The 17,128-nt window shown below is 66.0% G+C and carries 13 protein-coding genes; 7 read left to right on the plus strand and 6 right to left on the minus strand.

Annotation, left to right across the window (positions count from 1 at the left end; translation table 11 throughout):
• Window positions 1-324 precede the first annotated feature (324 nt).
• From L7N97_RS29285 to L7N97_RS29305, 6 genes are all read right to left on the minus strand, one after another.
• A complete protein-coding gene (locus tag L7N97_RS29285; protein ID WP_237482936.1) occupies window positions 325-2,598 on the minus strand; it encodes a cellulose biosynthesis cyclic di-GMP-binding regulatory protein BcsB in 2,274 nt (757 codons plus the stop codon).
• 40 nt (window positions 2,599-2,638) lie between these two features.
• On the minus strand, window positions 2,639-4,822 hold the full coding sequence (bcsA, locus tag L7N97_RS29290; RefSeq protein ID WP_237482938.1) for a UDP-forming cellulose synthase catalytic subunit: 2,184 nt from the start codon (window positions 4,820-4,822) through the stop codon (window positions 2,639-2,641).
• A gap of 314 nt (window positions 4,823-5,136) precedes the next feature.
• Window positions 5,137-5,820, minus strand: a complete 684-nt coding sequence (locus tag L7N97_RS29295) for a recombinase family protein (protein ID WP_237482939.1) — start codon at window positions 5,818-5,820, stop codon at window positions 5,137-5,139.
• Between the two features lie 157 nt (window positions 5,821-5,977).
• Window positions 5,978-6,232, minus strand: coding sequence for a DUF6894 family protein (locus tag L7N97_RS30655; RefSeq protein ID WP_428981074.1), 255 nt, complete (start codon window positions 6,230-6,232; stop codon window positions 5,978-5,980).
• Between the two features lie 79 nt (window positions 6,233-6,311).
• Window positions 6,312-7,376, minus strand: a complete 1,065-nt coding sequence (locus L7N97_RS29300; RefSeq protein WP_237482112.1) for an IS630 family transposase — start codon at window positions 7,374-7,376, stop codon at window positions 6,312-6,314.
• Between the two features lie 945 nt (window positions 7,377-8,321).
• Window positions 8,322-8,774, minus strand: coding sequence for a hypothetical protein (locus L7N97_RS29305; RefSeq protein ID WP_237482940.1), 453 nt, complete (start codon window positions 8,772-8,774; stop codon window positions 8,322-8,324).
• 820 nt (window positions 8,775-9,594) lie between these two features.
• Between L7N97_RS29305 and L7N97_RS29310 the strand changes: the two genes are divergently transcribed.
• The 7 genes from L7N97_RS29310 to L7N97_RS29340 all read left to right on the plus strand — a co-directional run bounded on the left by L7N97_RS29310 (window position 9,595) and on the right by L7N97_RS29340 (window position 16,975).
• Window positions 9,595-9,924 (plus strand): four-helix bundle copper-binding protein, encoded by a 330-nt coding sequence (locus L7N97_RS29310; RefSeq protein ID WP_237482942.1) that lies wholly within the window; start codon window positions 9,595-9,597, stop codon window positions 9,922-9,924.
• A 202-nt stretch (window positions 9,925-10,126) separates the two neighbouring features.
• Window positions 10,127-11,260: an IS5 family transposase gene (locus L7N97_RS29315; RefSeq protein ID WP_237478193.1), complete on the plus strand. Its 1,134-nt coding sequence runs from the start codon at window positions 10,127-10,129 to the stop codon at window positions 11,258-11,260.
• A 784-nt stretch (window positions 11,261-12,044) separates the two neighbouring features.
• A complete protein-coding gene (locus L7N97_RS29320) occupies window positions 12,045-12,452 on the plus strand; it encodes a hypothetical protein (RefSeq protein WP_237482943.1) in 408 nt (135 codons plus the stop codon).
• 157 nt (window positions 12,453-12,609) lie between these two features.
• Entirely contained in the window at window positions 12,610-13,998 is a 1,389-nt protein-coding gene (locus L7N97_RS29325) for an HD-GYP domain-containing protein (RefSeq protein ID WP_237482945.1), read from the plus strand.
• A gap of 268 nt (window positions 13,999-14,266) precedes the next feature.
• Window positions 14,267-14,854, plus strand: coding sequence for a hypothetical protein (locus tag L7N97_RS29330; RefSeq protein WP_237482947.1), 588 nt, complete (start codon window positions 14,267-14,269; stop codon window positions 14,852-14,854).
• A 78-nt stretch (window positions 14,855-14,932) separates the two neighbouring features.
• Window positions 14,933-16,456, plus strand: coding sequence for a hypothetical protein (locus tag L7N97_RS29335; protein WP_237482948.1), 1,524 nt, complete (start codon window positions 14,933-14,935; stop codon window positions 16,454-16,456).
• Window positions 16,457-16,522: 66 nt separating this feature from the next.
• The gene (locus tag L7N97_RS29340) at window positions 16,523-16,975 is read left to right on the plus strand and encodes a hypothetical protein (protein WP_237482950.1); all 453 of its coding nucleotides are present in this window, start codon (window positions 16,523-16,525) and stop codon (window positions 16,973-16,975) included.
• Window positions 16,976-17,128 lie beyond the last annotated feature (153 nt).

Below are 17,128 nucleotides of genomic sequence, written 5' to 3' on the forward strand. Positions count from 1 at the left end.
CGTAGCCCTGCCCCTCGCTGTGCGACACGCCGCCATTGGCGTTGTCGATGATGCGGCCGTCCGGCGAAACGAAGCTCGCCCGATAGGCCGACCATTGCGACCTGAACCAGCTCTTGGCGGCCCGCCTCACGGCGCCGTCGCTGCCCCCTCCGGCCACCTCCGGGCCCGAGAGTCCTGCAAGATGCGTGAGCCCTGCTGTGCTTGACGGAGCTGAGACGGTCGCAGTGCCTGGTCCGTTCGGCACCTCGACGGGGGCCGCCACGGCTGGCCCCGCGCCGAGGAGACTGCAGGACAACAGCAGGGTCCGGAGACGAAGGGACGGGCTCACTTCGTCCCCGAGCGTCGGATCAGGGCATGGGTCGACAGACCCAGGATCGTCATCAGAAGCATGAGGAAGGCGAGGCTCAGCTCGATGTGGTTCGACACGAGGCCGCCGAGGATCGGCCGGACGTCGGACAGGACGAGGTGGTCGGGCGCGACGTAGAGCACGCGCGACGGCTGGATCGAGGCCATGCGGCCATCCGCGAGGTCGAGGCTGACGGCCTGCCCGTCGAGGTCGCCCCAGCGCCCGTCGGACACGAGGCGCGTGAGCCCGTCGCGCAGCGTCGGCGCGTCGGCCGCGGTCACGACGAGCCACTGGGCGGAACTGGCCGTGAAGCGCGGCAGGCTGATCCCGCCCGCCCCGGCATCCTGCGGCCGCGGGGCGAGGGCCGTCACCACGAGCGAGCGGGCCGACACGGGCACGGTGCGTGCGTCGCGGTCCACGCCGAAGAAGAAGCCCTGCCGCCGGAGTAGGCGCTGCGCTTCTCCCGCCCAGTGACGGAGATCCCCGCTCCCTGCAGCCCTCACGACGCCCTGTCCGGCCGTGCTCTGATCGTCCTGCCCGGCCCCGTTCGTTTCGACCTTCGACGCGGGTTCGGCGGCGTTCGCCATCTCGGCCCGAACCTCGCCGCGCAGGTCGGCCGGCAGCTCGTTGAAGGATGAGACGACGATGCCGGGCGCGGCGTCGGCGGCCGGCGCCCCGAGATGGACGGCGATCCTTTCGAGCCCGCGATGCTCGGCCGCACGGTTGGCCATCACGGTGAGCGCGGGGCCGACCGACGCCGCGCCGGTCCCCGGCAGGTAAAGGTCGACCGCGGTGCCGTCCCCGCGGCGCCCGTCGGCCATGGCGCCTGGGATCTGCGGTATGGTGCCGAGGTGGGCGAAGCTCGGGAAGACGATCTCGGACGTCTTCCCGAGCGTGAACCTGACGTCGTTCGCCATGGCGGTGGTGTCGCATTGCCGGTCCGCCGCAGTCGACGTGATGGCCTCGATCTCGACGGCGTTGCGGCCGGGGTGAAAGAAGCGCAGCGGCAGGTCGACGGTCTCGTGATCGAGCAGGCCGCCGCGGTCGGGCCCGAGGCGGAGCGACGACACAAGGGCGCCGTTGACGCGGAACACGAGGTCGCTGCCCGGGTCGAGGCTCGCAGCGTAGGATCCGTCGATCAGCACCTGGGCCTTGTCGTAGTTCGCAGGGTAGAAGTCGCTCGGCAGCACGACGTCGAGGGCGGAAGCGAAGCGACGCCCCGAGAAGCTCTCGGTCGGAAGGCCGAGCGACGCGAAGGAGCGGCGTTCTTCCCCGGCGACGATCATCTCGCCGGCCGGGCTCGGCGGGGGCAGGCCCGCGCCGCTCGCCGCGAAGGCCACGATCTGCCGGTCGAGGTCGGCGTCGTCGGTGCCCGACAGCGCCACGACGAGGCGGTCGGTGTTCGCGTCTCGGGCCAGGGTGACTCCGTCCTCGCGCCCCAGGATGCGCAGGTTGCGCGTCGCCTCGTCGCGGGTGCCCGCGGACTCAATCACGACGTCGAACCCGGCCCCGCGGCCGCCTCCTTCGTCCGTCTCCACGATCGGGCGCACCAGCCCCGCGCGCTGCACGAGTGCGTCGATGAAGAGCGAGGCCCGCTCGATCGCGCCGGCGTCTCCACTGTCCGGGATCCGCAGCGCGATCCGCGTCGTGCCGTCCGCGGCCAGAGCCTCGGCAGCGATGTCGCTGATCGAGCGCGATCCGCCCCAGGGAGCCGTTGGCACGACAAAGCCGGTCTGGGCCGGATCGAGCAGCGTCCAGAGTTCGTAGGTCGCTGCGACCGAGCAGTCGACGCGGTGCGCCATGGCGACCGACACCTCGACTGTGTTGAAGCCGGGGACGAGCACGCCGGGCGGGATCGCCACGGGAGTGATGGACAGGCCCTCGGACGACCGCGCCGGCAGCGTCGCCAGGGCGCGCCCGTTAACCGACAGCTTCAGGGTCGACCGTTCCGGCAGGAGGGCGACGGCGTTCTTCAGCGCGAGCTGAAACACTTTTGCACGCTCCACCTCGCCGCGCCCGAGATAGATCGAGAAGGTGCGGTGGCTGAGTTCACCCCGGAAGGTCAGCTGCTCCTGCCCGGCCGGCAGGTGCTTCAAGGCCAGCGCGGGGGCGGGCGCAACGACGAGCGCGGGGGCGGGCGCAACGACGGCTGGGGCCGGGGTGGCGGGTGCCGCCATGGCCGTGGGAGTGCCGGCGAGGACGGCCGCGACGGCGGCCGACACTCTCGTCAGAGACTTGTGGGAGAGGATCATGGTCGAGCTCGCTCGTGGTCGGGGGACGACGGCTCCGCCATCAGATGGCGGAGGTTTCGGTCGGTGACGTCACGCGGGACGGGGCGGGCGTGGAGCGGCGTAGGAGAGCGTAGACGAAGCCCCGGACGATCTGCGATGCCCACCAGCGGGCGAACATCGCGGTTCCGCCGATCAGACCGAGGTGGCGATAGCCCGCACTTCGGTGGGCGTAGACGGGCGCAATGTCGGAGAACACGACTTTGGCGATGATGCGGAAGCGGTCGCTCTGCGAGCCGTAGAATTTGAGGCCGAAGCCGCGCCCCCCTTCGAGGGTCCGGCGGCCGGCCGCCACCACTGAGGTCTCGAGGACGGGACCGCCGTCGTCGTCGGCGAGGCGCAGCGTCGCCATCGTCCGCGCCGGCAGCTGGACCGCGCCGAGGGTGCGGACGCGCAGGCCGCCGAAGGACATGTCGTCAATGACGACCGGCACCTCCTCCTGGCCCACGACGAGGCTCGCCCGGAGCTGGCTCGCCACACGCGGCATGCTGCGCCGCTCGCGGCGCTCCGACACGGCCCCGAGGGCGATCCCGGTGAGGACCAGGTTCAGGCCGCTCCACACACCGACGACGGTGATGAGATCGCGGGCGTTGGGCTCGTGCACGAACCTGTAGCCTAGGAAAGCCATGCTGGCCGCCACCAAACCGAAGATCGCGAAATAGGGCCAGGCGAAGGACGACAGCCGGTCCTCGTCGAGCGTCTGACCCTTGGCCGTGACGTTGAAGCTCGGGCGGCGGGGGGCCAGAAAGACGCTGATCACGGCCCGGAACAGCATGACGGACTGGATGTACTCGTAGAGGTCGGACGTCCAGGGCCAGCGGAATCGACCGAAAATGTAGCTCTGAATCAGCAGCGCAGAGAGCATATATGTGACAGTATAGGACAGAAACTCCTGTCCGTTAGCGATATATATTTTCATTCCGAAGAATATAAACAGCATGGGGGCAAAGATGAACACCATCCGCGACAGCGGGAACAGCCAGAACATGCTACTCGACAGATAGCAGAGGCGCTGTGCCAGGGTCAGGCCCTGCTTAAAGAGGGGGTTCTTGAGCAGAAGGATCTGCACCATGCCCTGGCACCACCGGGAGCGCTGGCCGATGAAGGATTCGAAAGTTTCAGGCTGGAGCCCCGCGATCATCGGCTTGTCGACGTAGAGGCTGTTCCAGCCGCGCGAATGGAGCTCGAGCGCGCTTTCGGCGTCTTCCGTGATCGACGAGCCGTGGAAGCCCCCGACCTGCTCCAGGGCGGCCCGGCGCAGCAGCGCAGCCGAACCGCAGAAGAAGGCCGCGTTCCACTTGTCGAGCCCCTTCTGCACGAGGCCGTAGAACATCTCGTTCTCCGCCGGCAGCCCGGCGGCGGCGACGTTCTTCTCGATCGGGTCGGGGTTGAGAAAGAAGTGCGGGGTCTGGACGAGGAACAGCTTCTCGTCGGCGTCGAAGAACCCGACGGTTTCCGACAGGAAGTCCCGGGCGGGCACGTGATCGGCGTCGAACACGGCGACGATATCGCCGTCGCTGTGGGCCAAGCCGTTGTTGAGGTTGCCGGCCTTGGCGTGAGAGTTCTCCTCGCGGGCGAGATAGCGGACGCCGAGCTCGGCGCAGAGCGCCTGCATGTCGCGGCGTCGATTCGCGGCGCGCGCGGCCGCGACCGGATCGTCCGAGTTGAGCTTTTGGTCGGTGCCGCCGTCGTCGAGCAGGAAGACGTTGAGCTTGCCCGCTGGATAGGTCATCCGCTTCGCGGCCGCGAGGGTCGGCGCCACGATCTCGATGCTTTCGTTGTAGGACGGCACGAAGACGTCGACCGTCGGCGCCGCCTCGTCGGCGAGTTGCGGCGCCCTCGGGCGATCGATCGGATCGGCGACGGTGAACAGGCTCAGGAACATCATGGCGACGCAATAGAGTTCGGCCATGACGAGCACCGAGCCGGCGATGAAGTCCGCCGGGGACTGGAACGACGGGATTGTGCTCGACAAACGCCAGAAGACGTAGCGCAGGATGACGAAGGTGCCGAGACCCAGGAACACGGCCCGCCAGGGTCCACGCAGGTTAAGCACTTTCATCGCCATCATTGCGACGAGCGCCGTAGCCGCGATGGCGAGTTGGGCTTCGACGCCGAGAGGCAGACCAGCAAGCAGCAGCATGACGCCACTCGACATGATCCAGAGCAACAGGATCGTCGCTTTCATGAGGTATCCTTAAAGGAAACGATCAAGCGTGAAGATCGGACGCGCGGGATATGCGCTTCTCACTGGAGCTCTGACGTTTTTCGCTCTCGATTTCTACCGAAAACAGTGTAAACAATCCCTCGATTGAAAAACTTGGATAACGGACGGACCTCGTAGTAGCGGGGTGCAGGCCTGACTGGAAAGATCGCGCTCTTCACTTCCTTAAGAAGCTAGGAGGGTGCATGCGGCCTGCGGCAAGCTGGTGAAGCAAATTGGGGCAGATTCGGCTACCTCTGAAGCAGGTTGTCGAGAAATAGTACGTTTGGTGAAGAATTCTACGGCAGTTTTTTTGAGACGTTCGGAACTTGGGACATAAGCGACACGTCGGCTTCAGGCTGGTCCATCGTGGCGGCGTTCAGCCGCTTTCTGACCTTCGCGATCGTCCCCTTGCTGCATCCCAAGGCGCCCTGGATCTGCTGCCAGGACGAGCCGGTCCGCAGCATGGTGGCGATGCCCTCGTTCCGGGCCGCGTTCTCGCGCCGGCCCTTGTAGACGCCCGCGGCCTTCGCCTTGGCTGTGCCCTCGGCCTGCCGTCGGCGGCGGTCCTCGTAGTCCTTGCGCGCGACGGCGGCCAGGACATCGAGCATCATGGCGTTGACGGCAGCGAACATGCGGCCGGTGAACTCGTCGGTCGGGACAGCGACGGTCCACGACGTCGGCAGGTCGAGGGCGACGATGCGGACCTCACGCATTAGGATTTCAGCTCGGAGGCGATACCAGTCGGCTTCTGTCAGGCGAGACAGGCGATCCACCTGTTCGATGAGCAACATGTCACCAGGCTCACAGTCGGCGAGCAGGCGGAATAGCTCCGGCCGTGCCAGCTTCGCCCCGCTCTCGTTCTCGACATAGCGAGCTGCGATGGCCAGGCCGTGCTCTGCCGCGAAGGCGTCGAGGCGAGCACGCGCCCGAAGCGCGTCCTGCTCGACGGTCGAGGCTCGGAGATAGGCGCGCACGATCATGGACCACCACTCCACTTAAGGTGGTCTACTATGAAAAGTCTATTTTGGTCAGTCAAGCGCCACCATGGTAGACTCGCTAGGGGCGGTTCGCTTGGGGCATACTCAAAGCGAACTAGACTTTAAGACCATGGCCGCAACGGCCACCGTCGAGCGTCTATTAAGGCGTTCGGGCGGGTTCATCGACCGCGCCAGCTTCAAGCGTCAGACGTGCCCGATATACGATCCGGTCTGGCGGGCAACGGACTTCCGCGACGATTTCGTGATGGTCGCCGTCCGGTAGCTCGGCGCGAGCGATGTCAGGCAGCAGGCCAATCGCATAGAGACGAGCATCGTCTGGGCCGGGCAGATCATGACCTGTCGGGTCCGACGCTAGCTTTTGGTTGTGGGTGACGTCGAAAAAATACCTTAGCACGTTGCATTCGCCTTGTTTAAACTCGCATGACGGCAACTTTCATGATCTATTAAGGGCCCAATTTTTTCGAGCTATACATCTACGACGCGACGACCCGAGAATCCTTTGGGTCTCGGATGCGGAAGTTATCGGTGATTCGGGATGAGAAGCGACTGAAGTGCTTCGGGACCGTTTCCTTGAGGAATGTCAGGATCGCCTCCGCGAAGTCCTTGAATGTGGCATAGTACCGGTTGTGGGTGACGTTCTGGTGCATCACGCCCCAGAGCCGCTCGATCGGGTTGAGGTGAGGGCAGTAACTCGGGATGAAGTGAAGCACGATGCGCCGTCCCGGTTGCCTCATCCAATCCTGAACAGCACGGGCATGATGATAGCGGGCGTTGTCCAGATAGACATGGATCCGACGCATCGTCGTGTAGGCGTTCTCGATGGAGGTCAGAAGCTCGATCGTGCTTTGCGCATCGACCGAAAGCACTTCCTTCATCCGCGTCGCGCCGGTCTCCAGGTCGATCACACCATGGATGTTCATGCGATCACGGCCCGACGCCGCAGGAACCGCGACGTCGGCGCCACGCGGCATCCACACGCCCGCCGGTCGCGTCTGATGGGTCGGGTGAACGGCATCGCCGTAGACGATCGCTTCGTCGGCCCCAAGGCCGTTGCGGAGCCGCTCATGCTGCTCGATGAACGCTTCCTGCGCCGCAAGGTCGAGATGCGAGGGCACAAGGTCAGGCTTGCGCCAGACAAAATCCAGCGCCGCCATCAGCTTGATCAAACCGGATCGCGTGTACGACATGCCATACGTCGTCCGGATGTGATGACCGATCGCGCGTGTCGACGCCGGAAGCGCCTCCGTGGCCCAGGCTTTCAGGGCCGTGAGCTGCTCCACCGTCAAGGCGCGGTGCCCGCCCGCCAAGTCGAAGCGCGCCAGAGCCGGTACGCCGCCCTCGCGATAAACCTTGAACCAGCTCCGGATCGTGTCGTCGTCCAGGAGGAGAGCCTCCGAAACCTGCTCGCAACTCCAGCCCTTGTCCAACAAAAGGATCGCGTTGGCGCGCCGGGCGACCCGATGCTCCTCAAGCCCATCCCGCGCGATGCCCGTCAGCCGCGCACGATCGTCCTTGCTCAGGAAATGGCGCTTGATCATCGACACAAAACCGAATCGAAAGCGACCCCGCCGTCAACCCCGCATCCTCACGGAATCGGGCTATACATCGCGTTGAGCCTGAAAATGTCATATCATATGCTGTAGCTTATGTGACCCTAAAGCCGGTGAGCGCCATGGTCGGGCTAACAGCGGATATCTTTCACTTCCGGGAGCAGACAACTCCCGTCCCGACCGCTGCGCAGTTCCGTGCGGCCCGTGCAATGTTGGGTTGGTCGCTCGTCGATGTAGCCCGCGCGGCCCAGGTTTCCGTCTCAACCGTCCTGAACGTCGAAGGCCGAGGCGGTCACCTTTGTTCGGTTGGGGGCGCAAGAGCGGTCCAGACCGCGCTTGAAAAGACCGGCGTGCGCTTCATAACCGAGCAGGGCAGGGGTATCGGATTGCAGTTCAATCCCTCGTAATAAGCGACGCGGCGGGCAATTGCGGGTAGTTTCACCACATTTGTAACGGTTCGATTAAGGTGTACCTAAAACGAACCAGCCCCAATGCATGGCTCTGCGGGTCTAACTAGGCGCCGGTTGGCTGATAGCGTTCCATAATGCGGCTTACCCGAACGTCCGGGCGGCCCGCCGGGCCGGCGCCGGCTGGCTGACCATGACACTATTCTACCCCGCCCGGGGCCAGCCGGCCACTTCATGCCATGGACGCAGGCCATGAGTGCGGTGCGCAGCGGCGGCGAGCGCGGCCTTGCAGGCCGCTTCAGCGGCAGCGATCCCCGACGCCATACAGCAGAAGGCCCTGACCTGCGTAAACGAGGCCGTGCAGATCTGCCCGGACGTGTTCACTACCGAGACCCCGGCCTCGCCTGCATGACGGGCAAGCTCCGCCGCGTGCGCACCTTCAAACACTCAACCGACTAAGGTTGCCCCAATCCGGCCGAGGTAGCTCGACGCTATTCCCTCTCCACCTTCGCGAGAAAACGGTCCCTCAGATCGCTCCCACGCACGCGAACACGACCTTGGGTCCGTCCTTCTGGATCAGCGTCCCGACCTTGATGTGCCGGTCGATCGTGAACGACCAGGCGTCCTTGTAGCCGGAGCCGGGCGTGTTGAAGCCGCCCGTGAAGGCGATCGTGGTGTGCGACTTGAAATACCCGACCACGCCGCCGTCGTGCTTGGCATAGTCCTGCCACCGGTCCACGATGCCGACGATAGCCGCTGGCCCGGTCGGAGCCGAAAGGCTGAAGGCCTTCGTGGGCGCACACGGCATCAGGCCGGCGACGAAGCTCCCCGAGATGCAGCTCAGATCGCGCCCGGCATACCGCTGCGCCTTGAGCGAGATCGACACGGGAGCCTCATCCTGGGCCGTGCATCGGATTTGCTCCGCTTGCGCTGAAGTGGCGACCGCCATCAGGGTGACGATCGCGAGGGGGAAGCGCATGGACATGTCTCGGCCGGCTGATCCCAGCACTTCAACGCGGTGAGCTTGCGCGGGGACTGAACCTACCGCGGCCAGAGCGCCCCGAGCGTCGGACCGATCAGGAGCACGACGCTGGCCAGGGCCATGAAGCACTGAGCCCAGCTTGGAGGCGCGATCGTCGTATGATCGGTTCCGCGTCGGGCCTGCGCTGTGTCGCTCATCTGAACTCCGCTCGTGCCGTTCCGATCAGCCTCCCTCGCATTGGTTAAAGGACAGGAGCCGAACTTCCATCCTGCTGCACGCCGCCGGCGCCGAGCGGTTCATGCTCGATCGCTTGGGGCTCGACGGCGATCCGCCGCTCCGCTGCGAGGTCGAGCGGCTGCGCGAGGCTTTGGAAAGGCTGTCCGTCGTGCGATGTGAACGACCGTTCAACTTCCAGTGTCGCTGAGGACTGGACTCCTGTTGAACGCGCTTCACAATCCTGACCACAGGATCGCCACATTTAAGACCCTGCCGCTTTTGAACGGACCACGGCCTCGCTTTTCGCGCTGTGATGACCTCGGAAGCGAGGCCGTGGGACGCGGGCTCAACCCACTGCAGGGAGCTGCAGTAGACTTCAACCATTTTCGACACTTGGTAGCAAGACAGAATCAGGTCGAGACCCTTCTGTGGCACGACGATCCTCGCCCTGCCCCACGGCTTCTACCGTTCCTCTTCGCCGGAGTCGCGTTCCCGGACGGGTCAGGACGGCGCTGGAGCGGGTGGTAGAGCTGGTCTGAACCCGCTCCCGTCTCCGCTCACTGCCGGAGGTCAGGTCGTCTACGAACCCGCGGAGAGCGCGATGCAGATGCTGTCAAATGAAACTAATAGTTGTATAAAGACCTGCCTCAAGTGCTACAGCACCTGCCTCGGCATGGCCTCGAACCATTGCCTCAAGGTCGGCGGCCCGCATGTCGAGCAGGACCACTTCCGGCTCATGCTGGCCTGCGCCGAGGTGTGCCGCACCCACGCGCACCTGATGCTCCTGGGCTCGCCCCACGCCAAGCACCTCGCACCGGAGTGCGCCGAGATCGCCACCAAGTGCGCCGAGAGCTGTGAAAAGGTCGGCGACATGGATGAGTGCGTGAAGACCTGTCGCGCTTGCGCGGCTTCCTGCGCCGCGATGGGCTGAGGCGCATCAGGCTACGTCGACTGAAAGGCAGCCATGCGCAGGCAAGCGCTTGCCTGCTCGTCCTAGTCGACTCATCTCAGGAGGGCAGTGGAGACGCTGCATGCCCTTCTTGGGCGTTTCCTCCCTAGCAGGCCGCTGAAAAAGGCTTCGGGGTCTGGCCAGTTCGTGATTCACTCCGCCTTGCTCATGGGGGGAGTATCGAGTGCGCGGACAGGACAGCCGGAGCGGCTCGCTGTTTTCCTACGTGGACCTGGAGCAGCGGGTCCGTTCGGATCATCCCCTGCGTACGATCCGGGCTTTGGTGAACGAAGCTCTGGCGTCGCTCGACGGGCGCTTCGGCGAGATCTACTCGGAGATCGGCCGTCCCTCGATCCCGCCCGAGCAGCTGCTGCGGGCGATGCTGCTGCAGGTCTTCTATTCGGTGCGGTCCGAGCGCCAGCTGATGGAGCAGCTCGACTTCAACCTTCTGTTCCGCTGGTTCGTGGGCTTGGGCATCGACGATCCCGTGTGGGACGCCTCGACCTTCTCCAAGAACCGCGACCGCCTGCTCGACGGCAGCGTGGCGGCGGCGTTCCTGAGTGCGGTGCTGGCCATCCCGCGGGTGAAGCGGCTGCTGTCGCAGGACCACTTCAGCGTGGACGGCACGCTGATCCAGGCCTGGGCCTCGATGAAGAGCTTCAGGCCCAGGCACGGCGACACGCCGCCGAACCCGCCCGCTTCTGCCGAGCCGCCCGCGGGCGGGCGCGGTGGACGCGGTGGACGCAATGCCGAGGCGGACTTCCACGGGGAGCGCCTGAGCAACGACACGCATCGGAGCGTCACGGATCCCGAGGCGCGGCTTTACCGCAAGGGACGGGGCCGGGAAGCCAGGCTGTGCTTCATGGGGCATGCGCTGATGGAGAACCGCCATGGGCTGATCGTGGACGGCTGCGTGACCGAGGCCAACGGCCACGCCGAGCGCACCGCGGCCCTCGCCATGATCGAGAAACGCGCCGATCGGCCGGGCCGCATCACGCTCGGGGCCGACAAGGGGTATGACGCCGAGGACTTCGTCAACGAGCTGCGGAGCATGAACGTCACGCCGCACATCGCCCGCAACACGGCCAAGCGCCGCTCGGCCGTCGACGGGCGCACGACGCGTCACCCCGGCTACGCCGTGAGCCAGCGCATCCGCAAGCGCATCGAGGAGGGGTTCGGCTGGGGCAAGGAGTTCGGGCTGCTGCGCCGCATCCGGATGCGCGGCCGCGAGCGGGTCGACATGGCCTTCGCCGTCTCGGCCGCGGCCTGCAACCTCATACGCCTGCCAAAGCTGCTGGCCGAACCAGCGGTGGCGTGAGGTGGCGTGACATGGGGCCCTGTCCCGTCGCGACGAGCGCCAGCCCCGTCGCGGCGGCAAAGGAGCGGACAGCAAAAAGACCGACCCTCACGCTTTCCATCGTCCACCCGCCAAAAACGACGCCGGATGAAGCTCAGGGGCTGAACGTCGACCTTTTTCAGCGACCTGCTAGACTTGGGCCGCTCGCCGCAAGGTGGAGCGGCCTTTTTCTTGTCGGGGTCAGGCGCGACGGTCCGTTCAGCGCTCGTGAACCACGATCGACCTGACCCGCAGACCGCGGTGCGCCGGGTCGCAATCCCAGACTCTGCCCGGGTACTCAATAGCCAGCCTGTCCACGATCTCGCCGAGCGTCGGGATTAGCCGAACTCCAGGGTCTGCGGATCCGACAGGCTCGGCAGTTGCATCGACAGGGTGAACGGTGATCTCGCAGCCCCGAATGACCCGGCCTTCCACCATCCTTGTCCCTTCCGCCGATCGTGTCCGGACGGGTCTACCACGTCAGGCCTTGCCAAGATCCGTTCCATCCTTGATGGCCGCCATACCCGAAACGTATCGCCATCGAGGCGTCCCGCAGCGGTGAGACGGGCGGCATGACGCCAAGCGTTCGAAGGACTGTACGTTCCTACAGCCGCCACATACTGGCCTTCTGCCGCTCACCACGACGTCCTGACGTTGAAGCCTTCAGCTTCTCGCCTCGGTACCGTTCCGGTGAGTAGGCAAGATTACAAAATGGTAAGTCTTGCCATGCGAGGCTATAGCAGCCTCGAATGGGACATGACGTAAGATGTTTAGCATCAGGAAGGCTTGGAACGGCATCAGCGGCGGAAAACCTCATGCACCTATTTCGACCATCCCGCGGGACATCTTGTCTCGAAGAGCCGCCGTCGACGTCCAGCTTACAACACTCGATGCTATCGAGCCAAGCGACACACGCGCTGCACCCCGCTTCCTTCCCGGAAAAACCACAACTATTCTTACAACCAAAAGCGGCAAGCGGTTGGCGGCGCGCATCATCAACGTGTCCGCCACGGGGGTAGCTGTTGAGGCCGAAGCGGCAGATCTCCGCGCCGACGATGTCGCCAAGGTCGGCAGCCGTCCTGTGACACCGGGTCGGCGTGTAGCGCACGGCATCGTGCTCGTCTTTCAAACTCCTCTGAAGCCCGAGGAGTGCGGCCCCGATATCGTGCTCTGATGGCTCAGGCTGCCCGCGATGCTGTCGGCCGCGATCCGGCCGAGTCCCGGATGATGCTTCGTTCACCCTGAACGCAGCATGCAGCCTGAATGTAGTTCAAGGTTTGTCAGTGATTCAACCTTCACGGCACAGGCTGGCCTCGATTGAGGAGCGGCCGATGCACTTGGCGAGTGTAGTCAACGAGGGTGGAGCAACGGACACCGTCCGGCTGTCCGAGATACTCGGCGCCCTCAGCCATGCCCTGGATCTCACGGAGGGCCAGCCGTCGGGGCACTGCGTCCGCGCTACCTGGATCGCCGTGAAGATCGGCCATGCTATGGCGCTCGGTGAAGAGCAGCTCCGCGACGTCTACTTCACGACTCTGATGAAAGACCTGGGCTGCTCGTCCAACGCGGCGCGGATCTGCGAGCTTTACCTGTCCGACGACATCGCCTTCAAGCGCGACAGCAAGACAATGGGCGAAAGCCTGCCGAGCGTGCTCGGCTTCGTGTTCTCCCACACGGGGCTGAAGGCGGGGCTCGCCGAACGGCTGAAAGCGATCCTCAACATCCTGCAGAACGGCGGCACCATCGTCGATGGGCTGATCGAAACGCGCTGCGAGCGTGGCGCCGCCGTCGCGGCGAGCCTGCGCCTGCCCGCGACCGTGTGCGACGGCATCCGGTCGCTCGACGAGCACTGGAACGGCGCGGGGCGGCCCGACCGCCTGCGTGGCGACACCATCCCGCTCCCGTCACGGCTCGCGCTTTTGGCGCAGGTGGTAGACGTATTCCACCGCTCGACCGGGCACGAGGCCGCCTTAGCCGAGGCGCGCCGGCGATCCGGGACGTGGTTCGATCCCGACCTCGTAGCCGTCTTCCTGGATCTGGCCGAGGCCGATGAGTTCTGGACAGGCTTGGAGGCGAAGGATCTCGAGGCCGCCGTCTTCGATATGGAGCCGGCCGGCCCCGCGGCGGCGATCGACGAGGACTATCTCGACGACATCGCCCGCGCCTTCGCGCATGTCATCGACTCCAAGAGCCCCTTCACCTCGGGCCATTCGGAGCGGGTCGCCGTCTACGCCGACCTCGTGGCGGCCGAGCTCGGCTACGATGCTGCGCGGCGGCGCTGGCTGCGCCGTGCGGCACTGTTGCACGACATCGGCAAACTCGGCGTGAGCAACGCTGTTTTGGACAAGCCCGGCAAGCTCGACGACGAGCAGTGGCGCGAGATGCGCGAGCACGCCACCTTGTCCGAAAGCATCCTGTGGCGCGTGGCAGCCTTCCGCGACATGGCGCGGATCGGCGGCGCCCACCACGAGCGTCTCGACGGGCGGGGCTACCCGCGCGGCCTCGCCGGCGACGCCATCGCACTCGACACGCGTATCGTGTCGGTAGCCGACGTCTTCGACGCGCTGACGGCCGACCGCCCCTACCGGGCCGCCATGCCGGTCGAGAGGGCGCTCGGCATCATGCGCAAGGACCTTGGCCTCGCCTTCGACCCGATCTGTTTTGCAGCGCTTGAGCGCGCCCTTGTCGCCATGGAAGCGCAGCTCGGGTTAGCGGCCTGAGTCCGCGTGGTGCTCTCGACCTACCACCTGGACTACGACCCGCAGAACGACGCGCCAAGCAAACTCGCCGCACTGTGCCAGCGGTGTCACCTCATGCACGACGCGCCGGAGCATCACCGACGGCGTCATGGCGGTGCGGGCCAGGCAGGCGGGCGAGGACCTGTTCGAGGGGCCGTATGGGTGAGGATAGCCTGTCTCCCTGCATGTACATGAAGCATAACCTCAACGTATGGTGACCCATAGCCACGCATGCACGGGAGAGCGCGCCTTGAGCAATGTTCCATCCGCTTCGAGGACGACGGCGCTGCGCCCGGATCGCGGGATCATCTCGGTCATCGAGGGCGGAGCATCCGAGGCGGCGATGGGACAGGGACGGCTGGAATTGCTGGCCACGCCGGACCCCGCCGAACCGGTGGCATTGACGCCGCGCCACTACCAGACGGCGTTGAGCCTGCTCGAATGCGCCGCCAAGGCGCTGGAAATCCTGTACGACCGCCGCGACCAGCTCGAAGCCTCAATCGAGGACGTGTCCATGCGGGCTGAGAGCGCCGTGGTGGCGGCTCAGGCCAAGGTGCTCGATTGGCAAAAGCTCGCGGCCGGCTTCAAGAACGACAATCAGGAGCTGGAGCGCCGTCTAGCCGTTATGCAGCAACGCGCCGAGCTGGCTGAAACACAGCTTGAAGCCGAGCGCGCCCGGGCCGACGCCGCCGAACGGCAGGCCGCCGAGGCGCTAGGCCTGTCTCAGGGGTTGCATTCTAAGATCATCTCGGCCTTCGGCCGCGGCTCCACGGCCCACAGGGCGTTGCTGGTCGCTGTCGACGATGCCCCAGGGGCTTCCAAAGCTCCCAGCGCTTGAGGGGTTCGAAGCCGTTCCATGCGGCCGACTTGGCCGGTGCGATGAAAGCCCGGTGACGGTGCAGAGGTGGTGAGGTCCATGTTCGAAGGTTGGTCGCTGCTGAGGAGGCGCATATCCACCGGGGACGAAACCTCGCCGCGGACGCATGCTTCCGAGTTGGGCAGGCCGGCCGGCCGCGTCGAACACGGCGAGCGGACGGAGCAGGTGGAGCGCGAGCCCGGCCCGGCGCAGCTCACCGGCGGCGGCCCGCTCGACACGCTCGGCCAGCAGAGCGAGAGCGTGCGTGACCGGGTGAACCGAATGGCGGAGCGCCTCGACGAGATGCGCTCGCTGTCGGCGGAGTTCGGGCTCATCATCGGCCCGCTCAACGACTTCGTCGACCAGCACGCGGCTTCCCGTGCCCGGCTGATGGAGGTCGAGGCGCTGCTCAGGCGCGAGCGCGAGCTTGGCTCGGCCGCGCGGGCGGAACTCGCCACTCTGCAAGTGACGAGCGCTAAGACTTTCGGCGATTTCCAGGACGCACTGGCGGCCCTCACCGAGCGCGAGGAGGTCCTGCGCCGCCAGGACGTGCAGGTGACAGAGTTGCGCATCCGCGCGGCCGACCTCAAGACCCACGCCGATAGCCTGGACGCGCGGCTGTTCGCAGAGGCCGACCGGAGCCGCGGGCTAGCCGAGGACAACGCCGCACTGCGCGGCGAGGTGGCGCTCGCCGAGGAAGCGAGCGCCACCTCCGACCGTGCCCTCGCTGAGACGCGCGAGACACTGGGGTTGACGGAGGCCGAGGTGTCGCGCCTGCAAGCGCTGGCAGAATCACAGTCTCTGAAAATTGCCGGCCTCAACCGCACGGTCGCGGATCTGGAACCCCAACTTCAGATGGCGCGCAGCACGGCAGCGCTGGTGCAAGGTAAATACGCGGTCGAACAAGCGGCCCGACAGAAAATCGAGGCGTCGCGCGACGCCGAGCGGGCCGCCCACGAGATGGAGCTCGCCTCTCAGGCGATGAAGATCGATGGGCTCAACGCGCACGTGGCCAACACCGACCGGCTGATCGCTCACCTGCGCGACCAGCTCCACGACAAGTCCGAGGCCCACCGCGCTTCCGAGAAGGCCTCGCGCGATGCCACCGCCGAGCGCCTGTCGCTGGAGCGGCGGCTCGACGCGGCACAGGAGGCGGCGGCCCGTGCCAACGCGCAGCTCGCCGAGGCACAGCGCGTGGGGACCGGGCTCGCCGACCGCGCCGACATGCTGGCCAAGGCGGTGGCCGCCAAAGACCAGGCACTCGACGCCGCCAACCGCAAGGCCGCGAACCTGCTCGATCGCATCGAGGGGCTGAACGCCCGCTTCGCGCTGGAACGCTCGGAGTTCGAGGCGACGCACCGGCGCACTATCGAAGAGCTGCAGAACGAGCGGGCCGAGCGCTCGCTGGCCCACGGCGCGCTCGACATAGCGCGCCGCAGCCGCACGGCGCTGCTTGCCCAATATACGGAGCTGAAGCGTCGCACCGGCGCGCCCGACCCGCGGCCGTCGGACGAGCCTCGCGACGAGGCCCGCGCGGTTGACAGCAACGTCATGGCGTTTGTGCCGCCCGACGCGAGCGCGTGACGATCGATCAATCCCGGCCGCGTGTTGATGGCCGAGTCCCTAACCGAGTTCCCCGAGGAGAGTGCGATGGTGGAAGCCGCGATGCAGAGCCGTGACGAGGCCGAGTCGACCGCCCTGGCTGTGGTGCCGACGACGCCCGCGGGTGGGCCGGGCGCGGCGTCCGACCGGGTCGTAGAGTTTTCGGCCTCGATGAAGGACCGGCTGCTCCAGAGCGCCGCAGACGGCACGAATGCGGGCAAGCGCGATTGGTCCTCCGCGCTCGACCTCGTCAGCGAAGCCTTCGAGGCTATCCGTATGGCGGACGAACGGGCCGCGGCCTCCGAGGAATACCAAGCCGAGCTGGTCCAGCGCCATGCCGACCACGTGAAGGTACTGGAGACCCGCATCGCCGCTGCCGAGAAGCGTGCCGACGCGGCCGAGAACCGCGCCAAGACGGCCGAGGGTTGGCTGTCGAAGTTCCACGACACGATCATCGACGAGTTTCAGCGCACCTTCGCATCACGTGGTGGGGCACGCTGATATCTGTCTAGCCGGCAATCCAGGGGAGGCCAGTGCGGATGCGGTCTCCCCCAATCGAGCCGAACGATTAAAGATCGTCCACCTTCGAAACTCCTCCCAGCAGCCTGCGTAGCTTCTGCCGATCCCTCGCGTGGCGTCACCGCCCGTGCGGGG

Source organism: Lichenibacterium dinghuense (genome assembly GCF_021730615.1).
In the GTDB taxonomy this organism is placed as follows: Bacteria; Pseudomonadota; Alphaproteobacteria; order Rhizobiales; family Beijerinckiaceae; genus Lichenihabitans; species Lichenihabitans dinghuensis.